The sequence below is a fragment of the Pseudomonas psychrophila genome, assembly GCF_001043005.1.
Taxonomy (GTDB): Bacteria; Pseudomonadota; Gammaproteobacteria; order Pseudomonadales; family Pseudomonadaceae; genus Aquipseudomonas; species Aquipseudomonas psychrophila.
The window spans coordinates 681,453-704,799 of sequence record NZ_JYKZ01000001.1; the positions used below are offsets into that span (position 1 = coordinate 681,453).

The 23,347-nt window shown below is 56.8% G+C and carries 22 protein-coding genes; 8 read left to right on the forward strand and 14 right to left on the reverse strand.

The window, feature by feature from the left end; all coding sequences use genetic code 11:
* The first annotated feature begins 37 nt into the window (after positions 1–37).
* Positions 38–964, forward strand: coding sequence for a LysR family transcriptional regulator (locus tag TU76_RS03195; protein WP_019827847.1), 927 nt, complete (start codon positions 38–40; stop codon positions 962–964).
* Here the strand turns inward: TU76_RS03195 and TU76_RS03200 are convergent.
* From TU76_RS03200 to TU76_RS03210, 3 genes are all read right to left on the reverse strand, one after another.
* Positions 961–1,323 (reverse strand): diacylglycerol kinase, encoded by a 363-nt coding sequence (locus TU76_RS03200; protein ID WP_019827848.1) that lies wholly within the window; start codon positions 1,321–1,323, stop codon positions 961–963. The genes TU76_RS03195 and TU76_RS03200 overlap by 4 nt on opposite strands.
* Before the next feature lie 75 nt (positions 1,324–1,398).
* Positions 1,399–2,049 (reverse strand): response regulator transcription factor ErdR, encoded by a 651-nt coding sequence (gene erdR, locus TU76_RS03205; protein ID WP_019827849.1) that lies wholly within the window; start codon positions 2,047–2,049, stop codon positions 1,399–1,401.
* Positions 2,050–2,352: 303 nt separating this feature from the next.
* Positions 2,353–3,108, reverse strand: a complete 756-nt coding sequence (locus tag TU76_RS03210; RefSeq protein ID WP_019827850.1) for a tRNA-uridine aminocarboxypropyltransferase — start codon at positions 3,106–3,108, stop codon at positions 2,353–2,355.
* Between the two features lie 220 nt (positions 3,109–3,328).
* Here TU76_RS03210 and TU76_RS03215 point away from each other — a divergent pair, with 220 nt between their 5' ends.
* Positions 3,329–3,739 (forward strand): PA3611 family quorum-sensing-regulated virulence factor, encoded by a 411-nt coding sequence (locus TU76_RS03215; protein ID WP_019827851.1) that lies wholly within the window; start codon positions 3,329–3,331, stop codon positions 3,737–3,739.
* A 230-nt stretch (positions 3,740–3,969) separates the two neighbouring features.
* Positions 3,970–5,085, forward strand: a complete 1,116-nt coding sequence (locus TU76_RS03220) for an LOG family protein (RefSeq protein ID WP_048351071.1) — start codon at positions 3,970–3,972, stop codon at positions 5,083–5,085.
* A gap of 70 nt (positions 5,086–5,155) precedes the next feature.
* Here TU76_RS03220 and recX read toward each other — a convergent pair whose 3' ends face one another.
* The 5 genes from recX to TU76_RS03245 all read right to left on the reverse strand — a co-directional run bounded on the left by recX (position 5,156) and on the right by TU76_RS03245 (position 8,732).
* Positions 5,156–5,623 (reverse strand): recombination regulator RecX, encoded by a 468-nt coding sequence (recX, locus tag TU76_RS03225; protein WP_048351072.1) that lies wholly within the window; start codon positions 5,621–5,623, stop codon positions 5,156–5,158.
* Between the two features lie 8 nt (positions 5,624–5,631).
* Entirely contained in the window at positions 5,632–6,738 is a 1,107-nt protein-coding gene (gene recA, locus TU76_RS03230; RefSeq protein ID WP_019827855.1) for a recombinase RecA, read from the reverse strand.
* Between the two features lie 83 nt (positions 6,739–6,821).
* The gene (locus TU76_RS03235; protein WP_046809433.1) at positions 6,822–7,322 is read right to left on the reverse strand and encodes a CinA family protein; all 501 of its coding nucleotides are present in this window, start codon (positions 7,320–7,322) and stop codon (positions 6,822–6,824) included.
* A 54-nt stretch (positions 7,323–7,376) separates the two neighbouring features.
* Complete coding sequence (locus TU76_RS03240) at positions 7,377–7,721, reverse strand: phage holin family protein (protein WP_019827857.1); 345 nt, start codon at positions 7,719–7,721, stop codon at positions 7,377–7,379.
* 276 nt (positions 7,722–7,997) lie between these two features.
* Complete coding sequence (locus TU76_RS03245) at positions 7,998–8,732, reverse strand: LexA family transcriptional regulator (protein ID WP_082113404.1); 735 nt, start codon at positions 8,730–8,732, stop codon at positions 7,998–8,000.
* A gap of 189 nt (positions 8,733–8,921) precedes the next feature.
* Between TU76_RS03245 and mutS the strand changes: the two genes are divergently transcribed.
* Entirely contained in the window at positions 8,922–11,501 is a 2,580-nt protein-coding gene (gene mutS, locus TU76_RS03250; protein ID WP_048351073.1) for a DNA mismatch repair protein MutS, read from the forward strand.
* Between the two features lie 129 nt (positions 11,502–11,630).
* Complete coding sequence (gene fdxA / locus TU76_RS03255) at positions 11,631–11,954, forward strand: ferredoxin FdxA (protein WP_003443045.1); 324 nt, start codon at positions 11,631–11,633, stop codon at positions 11,952–11,954.
* A 247-nt stretch (positions 11,955–12,201) separates the two neighbouring features.
* Here fdxA and TU76_RS03260 read toward each other — a convergent pair whose 3' ends face one another.
* The 3 genes from TU76_RS03260 to TU76_RS03270 form a co-directional block, all read right to left on the reverse strand.
* Complete coding sequence (locus tag TU76_RS03260) at positions 12,202–12,831, reverse strand: CoA transferase subunit B (protein WP_046809434.1); 630 nt, start codon at positions 12,829–12,831, stop codon at positions 12,202–12,204.
* A 2-nt stretch (positions 12,832–12,833) separates the two neighbouring features.
* The gene (locus tag TU76_RS03265; RefSeq protein ID WP_019827861.1) at positions 12,834–13,532 is read right to left on the reverse strand and encodes a CoA transferase subunit A; all 699 of its coding nucleotides are present in this window, start codon (positions 13,530–13,532) and stop codon (positions 12,834–12,836) included.
* Positions 13,533–13,924: 392 nt separating this feature from the next.
* Positions 13,925–14,581 carry a TetR family transcriptional regulator gene (locus tag TU76_RS03270; protein WP_019827862.1) on the reverse strand — a complete coding sequence of 219 codons (657 nt, stop codon included), beginning with the start codon at positions 14,579–14,581 and terminating at the stop codon, positions 13,925–13,927.
* A gap of 265 nt (positions 14,582–14,846) precedes the next feature.
* On the opposite strand from TU76_RS03270, the gene TU76_RS03275 reads away from it, so the two are divergent.
* From TU76_RS03275 to TU76_RS03285, 3 genes are read left to right on the forward strand one after another with little or no spacing between them, the layout of a single operon-like run.
* Positions 14,847–15,998: an efflux RND transporter periplasmic adaptor subunit gene (locus TU76_RS03275; protein ID WP_019827863.1), complete on the forward strand. Its 1,152-nt coding sequence runs from the start codon at positions 14,847–14,849 to the stop codon at positions 15,996–15,998.
* A 3-nt stretch (positions 15,999–16,001) separates the two neighbouring features.
* Positions 16,002–19,157 (forward strand): efflux RND transporter permease subunit, encoded by a 3,156-nt coding sequence (locus tag TU76_RS03280; protein WP_048351074.1) that lies wholly within the window; start codon positions 16,002–16,004, stop codon positions 19,155–19,157.
* The gene (locus TU76_RS03285; protein ID WP_019827865.1) at positions 19,154–20,605 is read left to right on the forward strand and encodes an AdeC/AdeK/OprM family multidrug efflux complex outer membrane factor; all 1,452 of its coding nucleotides are present in this window, start codon (positions 19,154–19,156) and stop codon (positions 20,603–20,605) included. The genes TU76_RS03280 and TU76_RS03285 overlap by 4 nt, the downstream gene beginning before the upstream one ends.
* 150 nt (positions 20,606–20,755) lie before the next feature.
* On the opposite strand, the gene pcaC is transcribed toward TU76_RS03285, so the two are convergent.
* The 3 genes from pcaC to TU76_RS03300 are packed head-to-tail and all read right to left on the reverse strand — an operon-like array spanning position 20,756 to position 23,314.
* Complete coding sequence (pcaC, locus tag TU76_RS03290; protein ID WP_019827866.1) at positions 20,756–21,148, reverse strand: 4-carboxymuconolactone decarboxylase; 393 nt, start codon at positions 21,146–21,148, stop codon at positions 20,756–20,758.
* Positions 21,149–21,158: 10 nt separating this feature from the next.
* Positions 21,159–21,950 carry a 3-oxoadipate enol-lactonase gene (pcaD, locus tag TU76_RS03295; protein WP_019827867.1) on the reverse strand — a complete coding sequence of 264 codons (792 nt, stop codon included), beginning with the start codon at positions 21,948–21,950 and terminating at the stop codon, positions 21,159–21,161.
* A gap of 11 nt (positions 21,951–21,961) precedes the next feature.
* Entirely contained in the window at positions 21,962–23,314 is a 1,353-nt protein-coding gene (locus TU76_RS03300) for a 3-carboxy-cis,cis-muconate cycloisomerase (RefSeq protein WP_019827868.1), read from the reverse strand.
* Positions 23,315–23,347 lie beyond the last annotated feature (33 nt).

Sequence of the window (23,347 nt, forward strand, 5' to 3'; positions counted from 1 at the left end):
CTGAATTATTAAGATAAGGGTTATCGGTTATATCGATATGCGATTTACTCTCAGACAACTCCAGGTGTTCGTTACCGTCGCCCAACAAGAGAGCGTGTCTCGCGCTGCTGGTTTGTTGGCCCTTTCACAATCGGCTGCCAGTACCTCGATTACCGAACTCGAGCGCCAAACCAGTTGCCAACTGTTCGATCGTGCGGGCAAGCGCTTAAGCCTTAACGCCCTTGGTCGCCAACTGTTGCCACAGGCAGTCGCTCTCCTGGATCAAGCCAAGGAAATCGAAGATCTGCTCAACGGCAAATCCGGCTTTGGCTCATTGACCGTGGGCGCAACATTGACCATCGGCAATTACCTGGCGACCCTGCTGATAGGCAGCTTCATGCAGGCGCACCCTGAAAGTCAGGTCAAGCTGGTGGTGCAAAACACAGCTCATATCGTGCAACAAGTTGCCCATTACGAAATTGACCTGGGTCTGATCGAAGGCGATTGCGCTCATCCGGACATCGAAGTGCAGAGCTGGGTAGAAGATGAGCTCGTAGTTTTCTGCGCCCCGCAGCATCCGCTGGCGGTGCGTGGTCACGCCACACTGGAAGAGTTGACCCGCGAGGCGTGGATCTTGCGCGAGCAAGGCTCTGGCACCCGCCTGACGTTCGATCAGGCCATGCGCCATCACCAAACTGCACTCAATATTCGCCTGGAGCTGGAGCACACTGAAGCAATCAAACGGGCCGTGGAGTCGGGGCTGGGCATTGGATGCATCTCTCGCCTGGCATTGCGCGACGCCTTTCGACGCGGCAGCCTGGTCGCCGTGGAAACACCCGACCTGGATCTGGCCCGGCAGTTTTTCTTTATCTGGCACAAAAAGAAGTATCAGACGTCTGCCATGCGCGAGTTTCTGGAACTGTGCCGCGCCTTCACCGCAGGGGTTCAGCGCAGCGACGAGATCGTATTGCCGACGATCGCTTAAAGCAGAATGACTGCCCACACCACGGCAATCATGGTCAGCACCACAAACTGGGCGGCGCTACCCATGTCTTTGGCGTTTTTCGACAATGGGTGCAAGTCGAGGGAGATGCGGTCAACCACCGCCTCGATTGCCGAGTTCAACAATTCGACAATCAAGGCCAACAGGCATACCGCGATCAGCAAGGCCCGCTCTACCCGGCTCACATTCAGCATGAAGCTCAGCGGGATCAATATCACGTTCAGCAGTACTAACTGGCGAAAAGCCGCCTCGCCAGTAAAGGCTGCGCGCATACCGTCCAGCGAGTAACCGCTGGCATTCAAAATCCGTTTAAATCCGGTTTTACCCTTGAAAGGCGACATAGGTAGGTAACTGCGCAAAAAATGAGAAAGGGACGCTAATTCACGCTTCGTCAAAAAAGCGTGAACACAGGCTACTTAATGACTCGAAATTGATTCAAGTTGCTGCAAGAGTAGCGCGGCCTGGGTGCGAGTGCGAACCCCCAGCTTGCGGAAAATTGCGGTGACGTGGGCCTTGATGGTTGCTTCGGAAACGCTAAGTTCATAGGCGATCTGTTTGTTCAACAGACCTTCGCAGACCATGGTCAACACTCGGAACTGCTGGGGAGTCAGGCTGGCCAGGCCTTCGCTGGCAGCCTTGGCCTCAGCCGAAACCTGAACTTCTTCAAACGCCTGTGGCGGCCAGCTCACATCACCATCGAGTACTGCGCGTACAGCCTTTTGAATCTCATCCAGCGAGCTGGACTTTGGAATGAAGCCACTGGCGCCAAACTCGCGCGACCGCACCATGATTGACGCTTCTTCCTGGGCTGACACCATCACTACCGGAATCTGCGGGTACTGACCACGCAACAACACAAGCCCGGAGAAACCGTAAGCACCCGGCATGTTCAAGTCGAGCAGTACCAGATCCCAATCTGCCTTTATCGCCAGCTGTGTTTCAAGCTCAGCAATACTGGCAACCTCAACCAAGCGAACATCAGAGCCCAGTCCAATGCTTACAGCCTGGTGCAAGGCACTGCGAAACAGCGGATGGTCGTCGGCAATCAGGATTTCGTATGTGGCCATTTTTTAAATGATCCTGTTTTTCAGGCGAGCCCTGATGAATTCCAGCACTCGCTAAGGCAACTCGAGCAATAGCTCAAAGACTTTGGGTCAAACGGCGCGATTTACGCTAAACGTCGGCAAATATAAGTGTTTTAGCAGCTACTGAAGCCGAATCGGCGCCAAGCATGCCCAGCGAAGCGGGGGTGGTCAAGTTGAAAACCTGACGCTTGGGTCCACGCGGAAGCTATCACAGCGCCATCATTTAAATACGAACAATAGCGCTCGCTTACATCTGTTCGAAAATTGTAGCGCTACTTCTTTAGTCTATTGAGCCCGATTCTGGGGAAGGTCTTTTACAAAAACGCCCAGTTCCTGGTGCGCGACGCTGGATTCATTCATCGGCAGCTGGTTTTTTGCATCCAGGTAATGCTGGCTGAACACATCAAAATAGGCGTCCAGCGCATTTGAGGCCTCGGTATCGCCCGCCAGCTCAAGGCATAAACTGGCGACTTCTGCGGTGCACAGGTGCTCGCTGCGTGTGGAGCGGCGCAGGCGGTAGCGCGAAAGCCTTTCGGGCAGCAGGCTCAAAATCGGCAAGGCATCGAAATACGGGCTTTTGCGAAAAATCTTGCGCGCCTCGGTCCAGGTGGCGTCGAGCAAGATAAACAGCGGCCGCTTGCTGCTGTCGATGTCCACGGTGTGCGTAACCCGCTCAGGTGCGACATATTCCCCGGGAAATACCAGATACGGCTGCCACTGCGGGTCAGACAGCAGCGCCAGCAGCGCTTCGTCGGTTTCGGTTCGTGACCAGATAAAGGCAAAGTTATCGCTTACTACGTCGGCAATCAGCCAACCTGTATTGCTGGGTTTGAACACTTCTTTTTTAGTCATGACCAAACACACACCCGAGCGCGTGCTGACCTTTGGCCGCCAACTGCACAGGCAGTGGCTTTCAATCACGCGACAAGTATGGCAACGCGGGGCACGTGAGCCACGCGCCAGGTAAGGCTTGGTGCTCTCCTCTTCACGCTCGTCTCGTAAACGGGCGACAGAATTCGGGGGAAAGGTCGTCAGGGTCATGGTTTTTTACTTAAAGGCGCCAACCATCCATTTGCCAGAATTGGCACACGAACGGATTCACAAGAGAAAGGCGGCAAGTTTAACAGAGGCGCAGTAAGAGGGCGCGAATCCATGACCTTTGGCATTTCCTGCCAACTCATGCTGACCTATACTCCCGCGCCACTGAACGCACAGATATGTGGCCGGTCTAACCCTGGGTCACTGAAATCAGGAGAGTTTCATGCTGCGCCATATCATTCCGACCGTCGCTCTTATGCTTGCACTGCCTCTGGCTGCACAAGCGGCTTCTCTCAAGGATTTTGAGTTGAACAAAACCCTGCTCAAGGTTGCCGCGAAAAGCAATGAAGGCAAACCACGGGCTATCAATGCGGACCTGTTGGACAAAGGCTTTACGGTAGACGGTACTGTTTTGATCAACAATCTGGAGGCCAGTCCTACATTGTCCGCCCAGATGCGCTCCAATCCTGAAGAAACAGTCCCGCAACTGGGTCGCAGTGTTTGCAGCAACGCAGGTTTCCGCACCCTGATGGCTCAAGGTGCGACGCTGCGCTACAGCTTCAAGGAATACAAAACCAATAGTCCGGTCCTGATCCAGGATTTCCGGGCTGAAAACTGCCAGCGCAAAAAGTAACCTCGCTGACACGCCGTACCTCCCGGTACGGCGCATGAGCCTGCCACAGGCCTCGACACTACGTTCCCCCGCATGACCTCCTCGCACCAAACTCCATGTAGGTCAGGCAATTAGCTATTGCCAGCCAAGACATCCCGGGACCATCATCGAACCATCATGGTTGACACTCTGTGTCTCTGCGGCTGCCCACCTGCGGCGCCTTCAAGGATGTTGTGTAGAAGGAGAAATACATGCCTGATCAATCCAATGACACCCTGACGCTTCACTTCCAGGAACAGGGGCTGGATCTTGCTCATGAAGTCGATGAACAGCTGCAGCGCGTTGCGCCTAATAGTCCGAACCGGGCGTTGTATCGCGAGATGTTGCTGACCGTGTTGCGCATGGCCCACGACGACTTTGATCGCTGGAACACCAAAATCACCCTGCAAGCCATCCGCGAACTCGAAAAAACCTTTAGAACACTGGAACAGTTCAAGGGACGACGCAAAGTCACGGTCTTTGGCTCGGCAAGAACTCCAATCGAACACCCGCTCTATGCGCTGGCCCGGGAAATGGGCAGTGTGCTGGCCAAGTCCGACATCATGGTCATTACTGGCGGCGGCGCTGGCATTATGGCTGCTGCCCATGAAGGTGCAGGCCTGAGCCATAGCCTGGGCTTCAACATCACTTTGCCGTTTGAACAACGAGCCAACCCCACCATCAACGGCACCGAGAATGTGCTGGCCTTCCACTTTTTCTTTACCCGCAAACTGTTCTTCACCAAAGAGGCAGATGCCCTGGTGATGTGCCCGGGAGGCTTTGGCACACTGGATGAGGTGTTGGAAGTACTGACACTGATGCAGACAGGCAAGACCCCGTTGGTACCGGTGGTTTTACTGGATGTGCCAGGCGGGAAGTTTTGGCAAGGAGCCCTGGACTTCATTCATGACCAGCTGGAAGCCAACCAATACATTCTTCCCAACGACTTGAAGTTGATGCGCCTGGTTCATAGCGCCGAAGAAGCCCTGGATGAAATCAACCAGTTCTACAGCAACTTCCACTCCAGTCGCTGGTTGAATAAAACTTTTGTGATCCGCATGAAGCGGCCTGTCAGTGTCTTGGCCTTAAAGGAGATCCAGCATCAATTTGCTGATATCTGCCTTAGCAGTGGTTTCCAGCAACAGGGGTACTGCGGTTTTGAGCACGACGACCCCAAACTCAACCACCTGACCTGCTTGAGCTTTGCATTCAGTGGCCGTAATCAGGGGCGGTTACGCGAGCTGGTCAACTTTATTAACCAACCGCAAAACTGGGAGACAGTTGACAGTTCGACTACGTCCTCACAGCACGCATCCGTAGCGGACTGAAAATACACCCTGTGGGAGCGAGCCTGCCCGCGAACGAACTTCGCGAGCAGGCTCGTTCCCACAGCGGCTGTCAGTCTTCAAACTCTCGGCCGCTCAACAAGCGGCCGATCATTTCAAGTGGATACCCTCGATAGCTCAAGAAGCGCCCTTGGCGGGCACGTTCTTTTGCATCTGCAGGCAACTGACCGGAAAACTTGCGGCGCCAGGTATCTTCCAGCTGCTCTTGCCAGTTGAAACCACACTCTCGCAGCGCCTCCTCGATATCCCCACGCACCAGGCCACGCTGGCTAAGCTCTTCGCGAATTCGCAAAGGGCCATAACCTGAACCGGCACGGTAGTTGATATAGCTCTCGAGATAACGAGATTCGGACAACAGCCCCTCTTCCGTCAGACGGTCAAGGGCGGCGTCAATCATGTCGGGGCAAGCCCCGCGCTGACGCAATTTGCGCGTCAGCTCGACTCGACCGTGCTCGCGTCGCGCGAGCAGGTCCATTGCAGTCCGTCGCACTGCGACGGGGGTATCCAGAACGGCGATCATGATGTCTATCAGTTATCGCTGTCGGTAGCGTTTTCCATCTCTTCGGCTTCAGCCAGTGCCGCAGCTTCTTTGGCAGCCTTGCTCAGTTTCGGCATGACTTTGATTTCCGCCAGTTCAGCGTCGGTCTTTGGACCCAGCAACTTCTCACGCAGTTGCTTCTCCAGCGCATCCTTGACATCAGGATTGTCGTCCAGGAACTTGGCGGAGTTGGCCTTGCCCTGACCGATCTTGCTGCCGTTGTAGCTGTACCAGGCGCCGGCTTTTTCAACGAAACCATGCAACACGCCCAGGTCAATCATCTCACCGTTAAGGTAGATGCCCTTGCCGTACAAGATCTGGAACTCGGCCTGACGGAACGGGGGTGCCACCTTATTCTTGACCACTTTGACGCGGGTTTCGCTGCCCACCACCACGTCGCCTTCTTTCACGGCGCCGGTGCGGCGGATATCCAGACGTACCGAAGCGTAGAACTTCAGCGCGTTACCACCGGTAGTGGTTTCCGGGCTGCCGAACATCACGCCGATTTTCATGCGGATCTGGTTGATGAAGATAACCAGGCAGTTGGCGTTCTTGATGTTACCGGTGATTTTACGCAGCGCCTGAGACATCAGACGTGCTTGCAGGCCAACGTGGGTATCGCCCATGTCGCCTTCGATTTCAGCTTTTGGCGTAAGTGCAGCAACGGAGTCGATGATGATCACGTCAACCGCATTGGAACGCACCAGCATGTCGGTGATTTCCAGTGCCTGCTCGCCGGTATCAGGCTGGGAAACCAGCAGGTCATCAACGTTCACGCCCAGCTTGGCCGCGTACTCAGGATCAAGGGCGTGTTCGGCATCGACGAACGCGCAGGTTGCACCGGCCTTTTGCGCCTGTGCAATCACAGACAGGGTAAGCGTGGTTTTACCCGAAGATTCTGGACCGTAGATTTCAACAATACGGCCTTTTGGCAGGCCGCCAATGCCCAGCGCGATGTCCAGACCCAGGGAGCCCGTGGAGATCGCCGGAACTGCCTGACGCTCCTGGTCGCCCATCAGCATCACGGCACCCTTGCCGAATTGACGTTCGATCTGACCCAAGGCCGCAGCCAAGGCTTTCTTCTTGTTGTCGTCCATTAAAGTCCTCTCGTAATCAATAAGGCCCGACGGCCGATAACTGTATAAGTAGCCAGTATTATTCCACAGGGTTAAACGATCGCCTACCCCTCATTTTTTATTTCTCGTACCGTTCGGCGTATTAAGCCTTCCAGGGCGGCAATCACCGTTTGCTGGCGTACCTCATCGCGGTTACCCGGGAAGTGTCTGCGCTCGGTCGTCACATGATCGCCATCGCCCCACGCCAGCCAGACGGTGCCGACCGGCTTCTCGGGGGACCCCCCGCCAGGGCCGGCCACACCACTCACCGCGACAGCAAATCGAGCCCCGCTTTGCGCTTGCGCACCACGCACCATCGCCTCAACCACCTCGCGACTGACCGCGCCCACTTGAACGAACAAGGGCTCGGGAACATTCAGTTGCCTGGTTTTTTGCTGGTTGGAGTAGGTCACGAATCCCGCCTCAAACCAGGCGGAGCTACCGGCAATGCGGGTAATGGCCTCAGCGATACCGCCGCCAGTGCAGGATTCGGCGGTCGTCACCTGGGCATTAAGAGCCTGTAACAGCAGCCCAAGTTCAGTCGCTAATTGAGATATTTGGTCCACGATCCTCTCCTGATGGGCGCGTCAGCGCCATAACCTACACCAAATAAGGGTCTGTTATGGCTCGATCCGCGAGTCGCCAACCGAACCATCGACTCCAAGCCGCTTGGCGGCCCAGCGCTGATACAGACTGATGGCCGCATCCGCGCCGGCCAGCGCGGTCAGGCAACCCAATGCACCGGCCGCCAAAATCGACATCCCTGCCGAGTACAGCAGCATGAAGGTCGACACACCGCACACCATGCATGCCCCCGAACGCAGCGCCAGGCGCCGCATCAGCAACCATCCACTTGCTCCGTCCTTGTCCGCCCGCCACATCTCACCAAAAACACCGCCTACCAAGGCAAGAAGGATGACCAGTAAAACCGGCATTTCCAGCAAAACCTGCGGTTCATTAATCATGTCATCACTCCTGTGTCCTTATTGATAAGCGCCAATTTATGGCCCGGGCTGTATAGCGGGCGCCCTCTGTTACGCCACATCCCTGCTTGAGTTACTTCGTGGACCGCCATGCAGCAAAGACTATTCATGTATGGATATACAGTCAATGCACCAATGCATATATTTATTCGGATGATTTCAGCAAGCCGGGCAAAGCCAACAATCACGGTGTGAATGGTCTTTTTGATGACCGAAAAAAAACCCACTGACTTGTGGGTTTTTTCTTAAATGTGAGGGTTAGCGCGCGTACATGCCCCACCAAAACACATGGCCTAGGATCACAAGCTGTTCATCCTCCAGCTCGCTGTAGGCATAGTCTTCGTCGGGGAATTCATCACGATTGAAGCTGCGCAAACGGATCCCTCCCGCCAGGCGATAGAGTTGTTTGACCCGCAACTGACCATTGTGATTGACCGCATAGAGATCGCCATCAATGACCTCCTCCAGCGTGCGCTTGCCAGCATTGACCCCTACCGTAGCGCCATCGCGCAGAACTGGCAGCATGCTGTCACCGCGCACGGTCACGCATTTGGCCTGATCGAATTCCACACCGTTATGACGCAGGCTGCGTTTGCCGAAACGCAGCCTGGCGCGCTCGCTCTCTTCAATGGCAAAACGCCCGGAGCCCGCTGCCAGTTCGACCTGGCGCAAAAACGGAATGGACACTTCATCGTCCGCCACCGGGGTATCGTCGTCCCACAGGCAAATATCTCGCAGGTCAGGGTGATGCAAGCCGGCTTCTGACGCGGCAAACGTACAGAGGTCATCCCGACCACGCAGACGATCGGTACTGATGTGGAAGTACTCGGCGATTTTGGAGATATGTCTATCGGAAGGATCGATAATTTTGCCGCTCAAAATACGTGACAACGTGGGCTGCGGCACCCCAGTGCTACGGTGCAGCGCCATCGCGCTGATTCCGTGCCGGGCGAGCAGCTCTTTAAGGACAGTTGAAACAGTTCGTTTAGGCATGATGGCAATAGTGCTGACCGTGTTTAGTGTTGGCAAATGCTATTTCTTCTATTTATAGCAACGTGTCAGCTCACCCGGCGCACGCCTGTAGATGCAGGGTGCTGACATGTTAACCTTGCGCCCATTGCGAAACCCTCAGGCCACGGGCCTGCCTTCCCCCCACTTCTGAACGAATCCGCCTAAGCCCTGATGAGTAAAAATACTTCCGACCTGTCCAGCCACACGCCGATGATGCAGCAGTACTGGCGCCTGAAGAATCAGCACCCTGATCAGCTGATGTTCTATCGCATGGGCGACTTCTACGAAATCTTCTACGAAGATGCGAAGAAAGCCGCCAAATTGCTGGATATCACACTCACGGCACGTGGTCAGTCTGCCGGCCAGGCGATCCCGATGTGCGGGATTCCTTACCATGCAGCTGAAGGTTATCTGGCCAAGCTGGTAAAGCTTGGCGAGTCGGTGGTGATCTGCGAACAGGTCGGCGACCCGGCCACCAGCAAAGGCCCGGTTGACCGCCAGGTCGTGCGCATCATCACGCCGGGAACGGTGAGTGATGAGGCGCTGATGGATGAACGCCGCGACAACCTGATTGCCGCCGTACTCGGCGATGAGCGCTTGTTTGGCCTTGCCGTTCTGGACATTACCAGCGGCAACTTCTCGGTGCTGGAGATCAAGGGCTGGGAAAACTTGCTGGCGGAGCTTGAGCGTATCAATCCGGTCGAGCTGATGATCCCGGATGACTGGCCACAAGGCCTGCCAGCCGAAAAGCGCCGTGGGGTTCGTCGCCGCGCGCCTTGGGATTTTGAACGCGACTCGGCCCTGAAAAGTCTGTGCCAGCAGTTTTCGACCCAAGACCTTAAAGGCTTTGGCTGCGAAAACCTGACCCTGGCCATTGGCGCCGCCGGCTGCCTGCTCAGCTACGCCAAAGAAACCCAGCGCACCGCCCTGCCCCATTTGCGCAGCCTGCGTCATGAGCGCCTGGACGACACCGTCGTCCTGGACGGCGCCAGCCGACGCAATCTGGAGCTGGACACCAACCTCGCGGGCGGACGCGACAACACCTTGCAGTCGGTGGTCGACCGCTGCCAGACCTCGATGGGCAGCCGCTTGCTGACCCGCTGGCTGAACCGTCCGTTGCGCGACCTCAACGTGCTGCTGGCTCGCCAGTCATCGATCACCTGCTTGCTGGACGGCTATCGCTTCGAAAAGCTGCAGCCACAGCTCAAGGAAATCGGCGACCTGGAGCGTATTCTGGCCCGTATCGGCCTGCGCAATGCTCGCCCCCGCGACCTGGCACGCCTGCGCGATGCCTTGAACGCGCTGCCTGAACTGCAAGATGCAATGGTCGGACTCGAAGCGCCGCATCTGCAACAACTGGCCACGACCACCAGCACTTATCCCGAACTGGGAGCCCTGCTGGAAAAAGCCATCAACGACAATCCGCCAGCGGTGATCCGCGACGGCGGGGTATTAAAAACCGGTTACGACGCCGAGCTCGATGAGCTGCAGTCGCTGAGCGAAAACGCCGGCCAATTCCTGATTGATCTTGAAGCGCGAGAAAAAGCCCGCACCGGCCTCGCCAACCTCAAAGTCGGTTACAACCGGGTACACGGCTACTTTATCGAGCTGCCAAGCAAACAAGCCGAGCAGGCACCGGCTGACTATATCCGCCGCCAAACGCTCAAGGGCGCCGAACGCTTTATCACCCCGGAGCTCAAGGCTTTCGAGGACAAGGCCCTGTCAGCCAAAAGCCGTGCCCTGGCCCGCGAGAAGATGCTCTACGAAGCACTGCTCGAAGAAATGATCGGCCACCTTGCGCCACTGCAAGACACCGCCGCCGCACTGGCCGAGCTGGATGTACTGAGCAACCTGGCCGAGCGAGCACTGAACCTGGACTTGAACTGCCCACGTTTCGTGGACGAGCCGTGCATGCGCATCAGCCAGGGCCGCCACCCGGTGGTCGAGCAAGTACTGACCACGCCTTTTGTGGCTAACGATCTGGCGCTGGATGATGACACGCGCATGCTGGTGATCACCGGCCCGAACATGGGCGGTAAATCGACCTACATGCGCCAGACCGCATTGATCGTCCTGATGGCCCACATCGGCAGCTTTGTTCCGGCAGCCAGTTGCGAATTGTCGCTGGTTGACCGCATCTTCACCCGGATCGGCTCCAGCGATGACCTTGCGGGCGGCCGTTCGACCTTTATGGTCGAGATGAGCGAAACCGCCAACATTTTGCACAATGCCACCGATCGCAGCCTGGTGCTGATGGATGAAGTGGGTCGTGGCACCAGCACCTTTGACGGGTTATCGCTGGCATGGGCTGCGGCAGAACGCCTCGCCCAATTACGCGCCTACACCTTGTTCGCGACGCATTACTTCGAATTGACGGTACTGCCGGAGAACCAACCGCTGGTCGCCAACGTGCATCTGAGCGCGACAGAACATAATGAACGTATTGTGTTCTTGCACCATGTTTTGCCTGGGCCTGCTAGCCAGAGCTATGGCTTGGCAGTGGCACAACTGGCGGGGGTTCCAGCCAATGTGATCACCCGTGCCCGCGAGCATTTGAGCCGTCTGGAGACCACCAGTCTGCCCCACGAAGTACCGCGTCCGACACCCGGTAAAAAGTCAGCCCCCCAGCAAAGTGACATGTTTGCCAGCCTGCCTCACCCGGTGCTGGACGACCTTTCCAAGCTGGATCTGGACAACTTAACGCCACGTAAAGCACTTGATTTGCTCTACACATTAAAGACACGCCTTTAAAAGCTGCTAGAATCGCGCGCGGTTTGGGATGCTACTGACCTTTTAGCCTGGTCTGTAGATATCACTCCCGAACCCGGCGAACCCGTTCTGGAAGGGCTTCGCTGCCGCCGCCTGAGGAGAGAATTAGAAATGACCTTCGTCGTCACCGACAACTGCATCAAGTGCAAGTACACCGACTGCGTAGAAGTCTGTCCGGTGGACTGCTTTTACGAAGGCCCGAACTTCCTGGTGATTCACCCGGATGAGTGCATTGACTGCGCGCTTTGTGAGCCTGAATGCCCTGCACAGGCGATCTTCTCTGAAGATGAAGTCCCTGCTGACATGCAAGAGTTCATTCAGTTGAATGTTGAACTGGCTGAAATCTGGCCCAACATCACTGAAAAGAAAGACGCTCTGCCGGACGCGGAAGAGTTTGATGGTGTGAAAGGCAAGATCAAAGATCTGGAACGCTGATTCACGCTTAAGTAAAAAGCCCCGCGAGGGGCTTTTTGCGTATTTGACTCAGCGAAAACACTTTAAAACTAGAAGGCACTTGTCTTCGTAGCAACTGCCGAAGGAACGAGGCTGCGTCCGACTGCGAAGCAGTCGTAAAACCCTTTAACCTTGGCGCGTCAGGTACACCGCGCTCTGCGGATTTACGACGACTTCGTCGCCGAACGCAGCCTCGTTCCTACGGCAGCTGCTACAGGGTTCTTGGCTCCTAACCGTTGATTTCGCAACCGGTGGCCGCTTTCAGCTCATCAAGACTGACGCCCGCTGCCAGCTCAACCAGCTTGAGCCCCTGCTCAGTAACGTCCAGCACCGCCAGATCGGTGATGATCCGATCAACCACCCCCACGCCGGTCAGTGGCAAATCACACTGCTTAAGCAGCTTATGGGTGCCGCCTTTGGCGGTGTGCTCCATCAGCACCACCACGCGCTTGACCCCGGCCACCAGGTCCATCGCGCCGCCCATCCCTTTGACCATCTTGCCGGGGATCATCCAGTTAGCCAGGTCGCCCTTCTCGGAGACTTGCATTGCCCCCAGAATCGACAGATTGATATGACCTCCGCGAATCATCGCGAACGAGTCAGCGCTGTTAAAGAAGCTGCTGCCCGGCAAGGTCGTAATGGTTTGCTTGCCCGCATTGATCAGGTCAGCGTCGACTTCATCGTCAGCAGGAAACGGGCCAATACCCAGCAGGCCGTTCTCGCTTTGCAGCCACACGTCCATCCCCTCGGGAATATAGTTGGCCACCAGCGTAGGCAAACCGATGCCTAAATTGACGTAAAAGCCATCCTGCAGTTCTTGGGAGGCGCGCTGCGCCATTTCTTCACGAGTCCAGGCCATGATCAGGCGCTCCGCACAGTGCGATGTTCAATACGTTTTTCCGGGGTGGCGTTGAGCACCAGCCGCTGCACGTAAATTCCGGGCAAATGAACCTGATCAGGCTCGATCTCGCCAATTTCAACGATTTCTTCCACTTCTACCACGCACACCTTGGCCGCCATTGCTGCCAACGGGTTGAAGTTACGTGCAGTTTTGTTGAACAGCAGATTGCCGGACTTGTCGGCTTTCCAGGCCTTGACCAAGGCTACATCGGCGCGCAACGAACGCTCCATGACGTACCACTCGCCATCAAACTCACGGGTTTCCTTACCTTCAGCCACCAGCGTGCCGTACCCGGTCTTGGTGAAGAACGCCGGGATACCCGCCCCGCCCGCCCGCAGTTTTTCCGCGAGGGTACCTTGAGGGGTGAACTCCAGCTCAAGCTCGCCGGCCAGGTACTGGCGTTCGAACTCTTTGTTCTCACCCACATAGGAAGAAATCATTTTGCGGATCTGACGCGTCGTCAGCAGTTGCCCCAACCCGAAACCGTCAACCCCGGCGTTGTTGCTGATCACCGTCAGCTCGCGCTTGCCGGTGTCGCGCAAGGCAGCAATCAACGCCTCTGGAATCCCGCACAACCCAAAACCGCCCACAGCCAGGGTCATGCCGTCTTCGACCAGCCCCTGCAAAGCGGATTCAGCACTCGAGTAAATCTTGTTCACTTGTTATTCCTCGAATTCCCCACGACACACACCACCATCGCGGTCTGTTTGCTTTAGTCGAGAGAGGACAAACACGTTGGCAGTCGCCCGCTCCCCGATTTTGGCTGCTTTGGCATGTAGCCAAAGCGTCGCCCAAGTGTAGGGGAAGCAGACGCAGGAAGGGTGATTGAGAGAAAAAACCAAGAAAGATGTGGCCGCCCAAACACCACGAGACCTGTTTGACTTAGGTCTATTTACTGAAGGCTGTAGGGTGTTTCACTTAACGATAACAATTTAACTACAAAATACTTAGCTCGCTAACTTTAAACCCGCGAGCTAGACGTATATAAATGCCTTCTGCCATCAAATGGCCCGAAGGGCAAAATCTTCACTCGCCATATGGCTTGAGCCTACTAAACTCCCTTTCGGATATCGCCGCAGATTCGCAGTGTCGGGCTGAAACGCAACATATCCAGCCCAGTATCGACCCAGGACTCAGCTTCTTTATAAAGCTCGAAACTGTTGGGAACCAGCAGCCATTGTCCGAGAATTCCGTCGATATATGCATGCAAACAGATAGCAGCACGGCGTACATCCAGATTTGCAGGGAGTTGTTGACGGTGAAGGGCATTGCTCAGGGCAAGCTCGATCCTGCTGTTGCAATCGACCATCGCAACCTGGCGCTGAGCCCGTAAATCACACATTTCGTCAGTGAATTCGCACTTATGAAACAAAATTTCATTGATACGCCGGGTTTTTGGATCAGTGGCAACTTGGCGAAACAAATGAATCAACAGTTGGCGCATGCAGCCAAGCGGATCAACCTCGTTCTCGCTTTCACTGGCTTTGGCCATTTCATCCAACGGCTCATGCAAGCTGTCGAGCATCGCTTGAACCAGCTCGGCCTTGTTGTTGAAGTGCCAGTAAATTGCACCTCGGGTGACGCCTGCCAACGCGGCAATATCTGCCAGCGTCGTGCGCGCAACACCCCGTTCATAAAAGGCCTGCTCGGCCGCTTCGAGGATTTTGCTCCGGGTCTCAAGAGCTTCTTCTTTGGTACGACGCACCATGGCAATAAAAACCTCAATCAGGAGGATCCGGACCGCTACGATCACTCGTCCGGACCAACATCGGGTGGCGTTTGTTGTGCCTTATCCCGGTCTACTACATGCTTTAAAAATGGCCCTGTAGTACTAGGCGAGACACGCTCCCGCTATTTACAAACAGACACGAATGTAAGTATATTCCTTAGCAAGCTACTTATCCACCCGGAACAGCTTTCTTTACCCTTCCACTATTCTTGTGCGCTTTCGCGTGCCTGACCCGAGGATTTTCATGCAATTCAAGCCAGCTGTTACCGCTCTGGTTGCTGCCATCGCCCTAGCTTCGCTACTCAGCGGATGCAAAAAGGAAGAGGCAGCACCTGCCCCGCAAATCCCTCAGGTCGGCGTCGTGACGCTGAAAACCCAGCCTTTTACCTTGACCACCGACCTGCCGGGCCGCACCGCGTCCTATCGCTCGGCAGAAGTTCGCCCTCAGGTGAATGGCATCATCCTCAAGCGCTTCTTTAAAGAAGGCAGCGATGTAAAAATCGGCCAGCAGCTGTATCAAATCGATCCAGCCATCTATGAAAGCGCCGTACTGAGCGCCCGCGCCACTCTACAATCGGCCAAATCGCTGGCTGACCGCTACAAGCAATTGGTCGCAGAGCAGGCCGTAAGCCGTCAGGAATACGACAACGCCGAAGCCGCACGCCTCGAAGCCGAAGCCACGCTAAATACCGCCCAGGTCAACCTGCGTTACACCAAGGTTCTGGCACCGTTGACCGGCCGAATTGGTCGCTCGCTCTACACTGAAGGTGCATTAGTGACCAGTGGCCAGGCCAACGCATTGGCCGTGATCACCCAACTGGACCCAATCTACGTTGACGTAACGCAATCTTCAGTCGAAATGCTCGAACTGCGCCGCGATCTGGCCAGCGGCCGCCTGAAGAAAGCCGGTGAAAACGCCGCCAAGGTCAAGCTGACCCTGCCGGATGGCAGCGAATATGCGCAAGAAGGCCGTCTTGAGTTCTCCGAAGTATCGGTCGATGAAACCACTGGCTCCGTCACCTTGCGCGCAGTGTTCCCGAACCCTGACGAAATCCTTCTGCCGGGCATGTTTGTCCACGCACAACTGGAAGCAGGCATCGACAGCAATGCGATCCTGGCTCCTCAGATCGGCGTGACGCACAACCTCAAGGGCCAGCCAACGGCATTGATCGTGGGGCCGGACAACAAGGTTGAAATGCGCGTTCTGCAAGCTTCGCGCACAGTCGGCAGCGACTGGCTGGTAGAGAAAGGCCTGAACCCGGGCGACCGTTTGATCACTGACGGCCTGCAGTTCATCAAGCCTGGCATTGAAGTCAAGATCATGGACAAGCCACAAGGCGAAACCCCGGCATCTGCCCCGGCAACAGAAAAAGCTGCAGGCAGTAAAGGGGAGTAAACCATGTCGAAATTTTTTATCGACCGTCCGATTTTCGCTTGGGTAATTGCCCTGGTGATCATGCTGGTCGGGGCTCTATCGATCCTCAAGCTTCCGATCAACCAATACCCGAGCATCGCGCCACCGGCCATCTCTATCTCCGTGACCTACCCGGGCGCTTCGGCGCAAACCGTGCAGGACACCGTGGTTCAGGTGATCGAGCAGCAGCTCAACGGTATTGACCACCTGCGTTATGTTTCGTCTGAAAGCAACTCCGACGGCAGCATGAGCATCACCGCTACGTTCGAGCAAGGTACAGACCCCGACACCGCTCAGGTTCAAGTACAGAACAAGCTCAACCTGGCGACCCCACTGCTGCCTCAAGAGGTTCAGCAGCAAGGTATCCGCGTTACCAAGGCAGTGAAAAACTTCCTGATGGTAATCGGTGTGGTGTCTGAAGACGGCAGCATGAACAAGGACGATTTGTCGAACTACATCGTCTCCAACATGCAGGACCCGATTTCCCGTACCGAAGGTGTGGGTGACTTCCAGGTGTTCGGTGCCCAGTACGCCATGCGTATCTGGCTCGACCCGGCCAAGCTGAACAAGTACAACCTGACCCCGGTGGACGTTAAGTCGGCCATCAGCGCACAGAACGTACAGGTGTCCTCCGGGCAACTGGGTGGCCTGCCTGCCGTCAAAGGTCAGGAGTTGAACGCAACCATCATCGGTAAAACCCGTCTGCAAACCGCCGAGCAGTTCAAAAAGATCCTGCTCAAGGTCAACACCGACGGGTCCCAGGTTCGCCTGAGCGATGTGGCAGAGGTTGGACTGGGCGGCGAGAACTACAGCATCAGCGCACAGTTCAACGGCAAGCCGTCTTCGGGTCTGGCAATCAAGCTGGCGCCAGGCTCCAACGCCCTGGACACGGCAAAAGCACTGCACAAGACCATCGGCGACCTGGAACCTTTCTTCCCGCAAGGCATGAAAGTCGTTTACCCGTATGACACCACGCCAGTGGTATCGGCATCGATCAAGGGCGTCGTTGAAACCCTGGTTGAAGCCGTCGTACTGGTGTTCCTGGTGATGTTCCTGTTCCTGCAAAACTTCCGCGCCACCATCATCACCACGATGACGGTACCGGTTGTATTGCTCGGTACATTCGGCATCCTGGCCGCTGCCGGTTTCAGCATCAACACCCTGACCATGTTCGGCATGGTTCTGGCCATCGGCTTGCTGGTGGATGATGCGATTGTGGTGGTGGAAAACGTCGAGCGGGTAATGGCCGAAGAAGGCCTGCCGCCCAAGGAAGCCACCAAGAAATCCATGGAGCAGATCCAGGGTGCTCTGGTAGGTATCGCCCTTGTGCTGTCGGCGGTACTGCTGCCAATGGCCTTCTTCAGCGGTTCTACCGGTGTGATTTACAAACAGTTCTCGATCACGATCGTTTCGGCGATGGCCCTGTCGGTACTGGTTGCATTGATCTTCACCCCGGCGCTGTGCGCCACCATGCTCAAGCCTATCCAGAAGGGTGATCACGGCGAGAACAAGCGCGGATTCTTCGGCTGGTTCAACCGCACCTTCGACAGTGGCGTCAAGCGCTACGAAAAAGGTGTCGGCAGCATCCTTCGCCACAAGGCTCCGTACCTGCTGGCGTACGTACTGATCGTGGTCGGTATGGTGTTCCTGTTTACCCGTATCCCTACTTCCTTCCTTCCGGAAGAAGACCAGGGCGTACTGTTTGCACAGGTACAAACCCCCGCAGGCACCACTGCTGAACGCACTCAGGATGTAATCGACAGGATGCGCGAGTACCTGTTGAAAGAAGAGTCGGGAGCGGTGTCTTCTGTGTTTACCGTAAACGGCTTTAACTTCGCCGGTCGCGGTCAAAGCTCGGGCCTTGCGTTCATCATGCTCAAGCCTTGGGGCGAGCGAGATGCGGACAACAGTGTGTTTGCACTGGCTGCCCGTGCTCAGGCGCACTTCTCCACCTTCCGTGATGCAATGGTGTTCGCGTTTGCTCCGCCGGCAGTGATGGAATTGGGTAACGCCACTGGTTTTGACGTTTACCTGCAAGACCGCTCCGGTATCGGTCACGAGAAGCTGATGGCTGCCCGTAACCAGTCCCTGGGTATGGCTGCACAAAGCAAGATTCTGGCCGGCGTACGTCCAAACGGCTTGAACGATGAGCCGCAGTACCAACTGGAAATCGACGACGAAGCAGCTCGTGCCCTGGGCGTTGAGCTGAGCGACATCAACAACACCCTGTCGATCGGCCTGGGTGCCAGCTACGTCAACGACTTCATCGACCACGGCCGTGTGAAGAAGGTGTTCCTCCAAGGCGCCGCTGACTCGCGGATGAACCCGGAAGACCTGAAGAAGTGGTTCGTGCGTAACGGTGAAGGAACCATGGTGCCGTTCTCGGCATTCGCCAAAGGCAAATGGATCTACGGTCCTCCGAAGCTGTCGCGTTATAACGGCGTAGAAGCGATGGAAATCCTCGGTTCTCCGGCTCCGGGCTACAGCAGTGGTCAAGCCATGGCCGAAGTCGAAGCCCTGGCGAAAAAGCTGCCGGCGGGTGTTGGTATTTCCTGGACGGGGCTGTCATTCGAGGAACGTCTATCAGGTTCGCAAGCACCTGCTCTGTACGCTATTTCCTTGCTGATGGTCTTCCTGTGTCTTGCCGCACTGTACGAAAGCTGGTCGATCCCGATTGCAGTCATGCTCGTGGTACCACTGGGTATTATCGGTGCACTTATGGCAACCAGCCTGCGGGGGTTGTCCAACGACGTGTACTTCCAGGTGGGCTTGCTTACGACCATCGGTCTGGCATCGAAAAACGCCATTCTGATCGTCGAGTTCGCCAAGGAACTGCATGAACAGGGACGAACATTGTCGGAGGCTGCGATCGAGGCGTGCCGCATGCGTCTGCGTCCGATCATCATGACCTCGCTGGCGTTTGTACTGGGTGTGATCCCGTTGGCCATTTCCTCGGGCGCAGGCTCGGGCAGCCAGCACGCTATTGGTACGGGTGTTATCGGTGGCATGATCACCGCAACCGTACTGGCCGTGTTCTGGGTACCGCTGTTCTTTGTGGCCGTATCGTCCATTGGCAGCAAAAAAGAGTCGAAGACGAAAGTGGATCTGACTAAAACTCCAAACCAAGAGGCTGGCCAATGAGCAAGTCGCTTCTCGCAGTAGCTGTCGCAGCGTTTACGCTGGGCGGCTGCTCGCTGATCCCCGACTACCAGCGCCCTGAAGCGCCGGTAGCGGCGCAATACCCGCAAGGCCCGGCCTACTCGCCAACCGAGGCGGCCAACAAGGCCGCTGCAGAACAAGGCTGGCGTCAATTTTTCCATGACCCGGCGCTGCAGCAGCTTATTCAGACGGCTTTGGTGAACAACCGTGACCTGCGAGTCGCGGCGCTGAACATTGACGCTTATGCCGCGCAGTACCGCATCCAGCGTGCTGACCTGTTCCCGGCCGTCTCGGCCACGGGCAGCGGCAGCCGTCAGCGCACTCCGGCACGCATGTCGCAAACCGGCGAATCGGGTATCACCAGCTCTTATTCGGCAACCCTTGGGGTCAGCGCCTACGAACTGGACTTGTTCGGCCGGGTTCGCAGTCTTAGCGATCAGGCACTGCAGAACTACTTTGCAACCGAAGAAGCCCGACGTTCCACCCAGATCAGTCTGGTGGCCAGTGTCGCCAATGCCTACCTGACCTGGCAGGCTGACAAAGAGCTGCTGAAACTGACCGAAGACACCCTCAAGACGTTCGATGAGAGCTACAAGCTCACGTTGCGCAGCAATGAAGTGGGTGTGGCCTCGGCACTGGATCTGAGCCAGTCACGTACGTCGGTGGAAAACGCCAAGGTCCAGCTGGCCAGGTACACCCGTCAGGTGGCTCAGGATCAGAACAGCCTGGCACTGCTGCTGGGTACCACCATCCCGGACAACCTGCCTGCGGCCAAACCGCTGGCAGCCGACCTGTTGAGCGAAGTACCTGCTGGCTTGCCATCGGACCTGCTGCAACGTCGTCCGGACATCCTGGAGGCCGAACACAAGCTGTTGGCCGCCAACGCCAACATCGGCGCGGCACGTGCAGCGTTCTTCCCCAGCATCAGCCTCACGGCCAATGCAGGGACCTTGAGCCCTGACCTGTCGGGGCTGTTCAAGGGCGGTTCGGGTACCTGGCTGTTTTCGCCGCAGATCAACCTGCCGATCTTTAACGCAGGGGCTTTGCGCGCCAGCCTGGACTACTCGAAAATCCAGAAAGAAATCACCGTTTCTCAGTACGAGAAAACGATTCAGACCGCTTTCCAGGAAGTATCTGACGGCCTGGCTGCGCGTCAGACCTACAACCAGCAGTTGCAGGCACAAACCGATTTCGTCAACGCCAACCAGGATTACTACCGGTTAGCCGAACGTCGTTATCGGATTGGCATCGACAGCAACCTGACCTTCCTTGATGCCCAGCGCTCGTTGTTCAGCGCGCAGCAATCACTGATCACCGATCGTCTTTCGCAGCTGACCAGTGAAGTCACGCTGTACAAAGCATTGGGTGGCGGCTGGTTCGAACAAACCGGGCAAGACCGCCCTGTTTCGGATCAACCACCGAAGGCGTGATGCGTATCGGTTAAACAACAAACCCGCCTTTTGGCGGGTTTGTTGTTTATGACCCTGAGGGAGCGAGCTTGCTCGCGATGGCATCACCTCGGTTTGCCTGGCAAACCGTGTAGCCTGCATCGCGAGCAAGCCCGCTCCCACATGTATCTATTAAACCCGCGACTCAACCCCCAATTCATCCCACACCGACTCTGCCAGGTGGAACGTGGCATTGGCTGCCGGGATGCCGCAGTAAATGGCGCTCTGCATAATCACTTCCTTGATCTCGGCACGGGTCACCCCGTTGTTTGCTGCCGCTCGCAGGTGCAGTTTGAGCTCTTCATTGCGGTTCATGCCGATCAGCATGGCTATGGTGATCAGGCTGCGGGTATGGCGTGGCAAACCGGGGCGGGTCCAGATATCACCCCAGGCATGGCGGGTGATCATTTCCTGGAACTCGCTGTTGAATTCGGTCAGGGCGTTGAGGCTGCGATCGACATGGGCATCACCCAGCACTGCACGGCGTACTTGCATGCCTTCGTCGTAACGTTGTTTTTCGTCCACAAAAAATCCCTCAGACCGCTGACAAAAATTGCAGCACGCGCTGGCTGAACGCATCGCCCGCCTGCACGTTGGACAGGTGCGCGGCATAAAATTCGGCGTACTGCGCGCCTCGCACCTGTTCCTGAATGAAATGGCTGCCCGAAGGCGGCGTGACCGCATCTTCAGTGCCCGCAATCACCAGCATGGGCACTTCTATGGCGCCCAGCTGATCGCGAAAGTCTGCATCGCGCACAGCAGCACAGTTGGCTGCGTAACCCTGTGGCGAAGTCGCGGCGAGCATGTCGGTTATACGCTTGGCCTGCCCGGGATTGGCCTGGGCAAAATCAGGGGTAAACCAGCGTGCAATCGATGCATCACGCAGCCCGGCCATCGCCTGCGCGCCGTCTCGCAATACCATTTCAATTCGCGGGTCCCATACCGAAGGCTCGCCAATTTTGGCCGCGGTGTTGCACACCACCAGCTTGTGCAAGCGAGCACCGGCATTGATGCCCAGCCACTGGCCAATCAAGCCGCCCATCGACAGCCCGCAAAAATGCGCCCGCTCGATATTCAGGGCATCCAGCAGCGTCAACACATCACCGCCCAGTTGCTCGATGCTGTACGGGCCCTCGGTTACCAGGGACTGGCCATGACCACGGGTGTCGTAACGCAACACCTGGAAATGCTCGGCGAATGCCGGAATCTGCGTATCCCACATCCCCAGATCAGTCCCCAGAGAGTTGGACAACACCAGCACCGGCGCACCTTGCGGGCCCTCCAGCCGGTAATTGAGTTCACCTTCAGCGAGTTGTACACGTCCCACGAGCTTCTCCTTTAGAGGACCAACGCAAAATGTTCAGCCCGCGCACGCTCGACCCACGTCGTCGCCTGGCCAAGGTAATGGGCCGGATCAAGCAAGCGATCCAGCTCGTCTGCATTCAGATGTGCAGTGATTTCAGGCTCATCGCCCAAGACCGCACGCAAATGGCGCTGTTCAGCCACCGCACGTTTGCAGCACTGCTCCAGTAGATGGTGCGCCGTTTCGCGCCCTACTCGCTGGGCCAGGACGATGCTCACCGCTTCGGCCAGCACCAGCCCGTGGGTCAGGTCAAGATTGCGTGTCATGCGCTCGCTGTCCACTTCCAGCCCTTGGGCAATGTTCAGTGCCTGAACCAGCGCACCGGACACGACACAGCAAATCTGGGGCAAGGTTTCCCACTCGGCATGCCACAGGCCCAGGCTGCGTTCGTGCTCCTGGGGCATGGCGCTGAACAGGATGCTCAGTAAGCCTGGCACCCGTGTCGCGGCACTGATCAACACTGCGCAGCCCACAGGGTTGCGCTTGTGCGGCATGGTCGAAGAACCGCCCTTGCCCGGAGCTGACGGCTCAAATACTTCGGCGGCCTCGGTCTGCATCAGCAGGCTGATATCGCGACCGATTTTGCCAAGCCCCCCGGCGATCAATCCAAGAGCCGCGCCGAACTCCACCAGACGATCACGCTGGGTATGCCACGGTTGTTCAGGCAGATTCAGGCCCAACTCATTGGCCAGCGCCTGTGCCACCGGCATCGCCTGATCGCCCAAGGCCGCCAGGGTGCCCGAAGCACCACCAAACTGCAGGCACAGCAAACGCGGCTTCAGTTCGTTAAGGCGCTGGCGGTTACGGGTGACGGCACCCAGCCAACTGGCAATCTTCATCCCCAACGTGACCGGCGTGGCCTGCTGCAACCAGGTGCGTCCGGCCAAAGGCGTAGTGGCATAGCGCTGAGCCTGGTCGGCGAGGATGTCCGCCAATTGCGTCAAGTCACGCTCGATCAGCCCCAGAGCGGTCCGCAATTGCAGCACAACACCGCTGTCCATCACATCCTGACTGGTTGCGCCCAGGTGTACGTAACGCTCGGCTTCGGGCGCGGTGCTGGCAATCTGTTTGCCCAAGGCTTTGACCAGCGGAATCGCCGAATTACCGGCACTGACGATTGCCAGGCCCAACGCTTCGAAATCGTAGAGTTCAGCTCGACACGCCGCCTGAATAGGCGCGACCGCAGAGTGAGGAATCACCCCAACCCCGGCCTGCGCCCGGGCCAGAGCCGCTTCGACGTCAAGCATGGCCTGCACCCGGCCATGGTCGCTAAAGACCTCGCCCATGGCCTTGGCCGTAAAGTACGCATCGAAAAGCTGATGACTCATAAACCTTCCTTAGAAGGCGCGCGCCACCGATGG

Bases quoted from the DNA above. Each gene is read 5' to 3' on its own strand.
- TU76_RS03210 (WP_019827850.1), bottom strand. From the start codon at position 3,108: ATGACCCTGACGACCTTTCCCCCGAATTCTGTCGCCCGTTTACGAGAC.
- TU76_RS03300 (WP_019827868.1), bottom strand. From the start codon at position 23,314: ATGAGTCATCAGCTTTTCGATGCGTACTTTACGGCCAAGGCCATGGGC.
- TU76_RS03215 (WP_019827851.1), top strand. From the start codon at position 3,329: ATGCTGCGCCATATCATTCCGACCGTCGCTCTTATGCTTGCACTGCCT.
- TU76_RS03280 (WP_048351074.1), top strand. From the start codon at position 16,002: ATGTCGAAATTTTTTATCGACCGTCCGATTTTCGCTTGGGTAATTGCC.
- TU76_RS03285 (WP_019827865.1), top strand. From the start codon at position 19,154: ATGAGCAAGTCGCTTCTCGCAGTAGCTGTCGCAGCGTTTACGCTGGGC.
- TU76_RS03245 (WP_082113404.1), bottom strand. From the start codon at position 8,732: ATGCCTAAACGAACTGTTTCAACTGTCCTTAAAGAGCTGCTCGCCCGG.
- TU76_RS03200 (WP_019827848.1), bottom strand. From the start codon at position 1,323: ATGTCGCCTTTCAAGGGTAAAACCGGATTTAAACGGATTTTGAATGCC.
- mutS (WP_048351073.1), top strand. From the start codon at position 8,922: ATGAGTAAAAATACTTCCGACCTGTCCAGCCACACGCCGATGATGCAG.
- erdR (WP_019827849.1), bottom strand. From the start codon at position 2,049: ATGGCCACATACGAAATCCTGATTGCCGACGACCATCCGCTGTTTCGC.
- TU76_RS03270 (WP_019827862.1), bottom strand. From the start codon at position 14,581: ATGGTGCGTCGTACCAAAGAAGAAGCTCTTGAGACCCGGAGCAAAATC.
- TU76_RS03275 (WP_019827863.1), top strand. From the start codon at position 14,847: ATGCAATTCAAGCCAGCTGTTACCGCTCTGGTTGCTGCCATCGCCCTA.
- TU76_RS03260 (WP_046809434.1), bottom strand. From the start codon at position 12,831: ATGGCCTGGACTCGTGAAGAAATGGCGCAGCGCGCCTCCCAAGAACTG.
- recX (WP_048351072.1), bottom strand. From the start codon at position 5,623: ATGATCGCCGTTCTGGATACCCCCGTCGCAGTGCGACGGACTGCAATG.
- fdxA (WP_003443045.1), top strand. From the start codon at position 11,631: ATGACCTTCGTCGTCACCGACAACTGCATCAAGTGCAAGTACACCGAC.
- TU76_RS03220 (WP_048351071.1), top strand. From the start codon at position 3,970: ATGCCTGATCAATCCAATGACACCCTGACGCTTCACTTCCAGGAACAG.
- TU76_RS03195 (WP_019827847.1), top strand. From the start codon at position 38: ATGCGATTTACTCTCAGACAACTCCAGGTGTTCGTTACCGTCGCCCAA.
- recA (WP_019827855.1), bottom strand. From the start codon at position 6,738: ATGGACGACAACAAGAAGAAAGCCTTGGCTGCGGCCTTGGGTCAGATC.
- TU76_RS03240 (WP_019827857.1), bottom strand. From the start codon at position 7,721: ATGATTAATGAACCGCAGGTTTTGCTGGAAATGCCGGTTTTACTGGTC.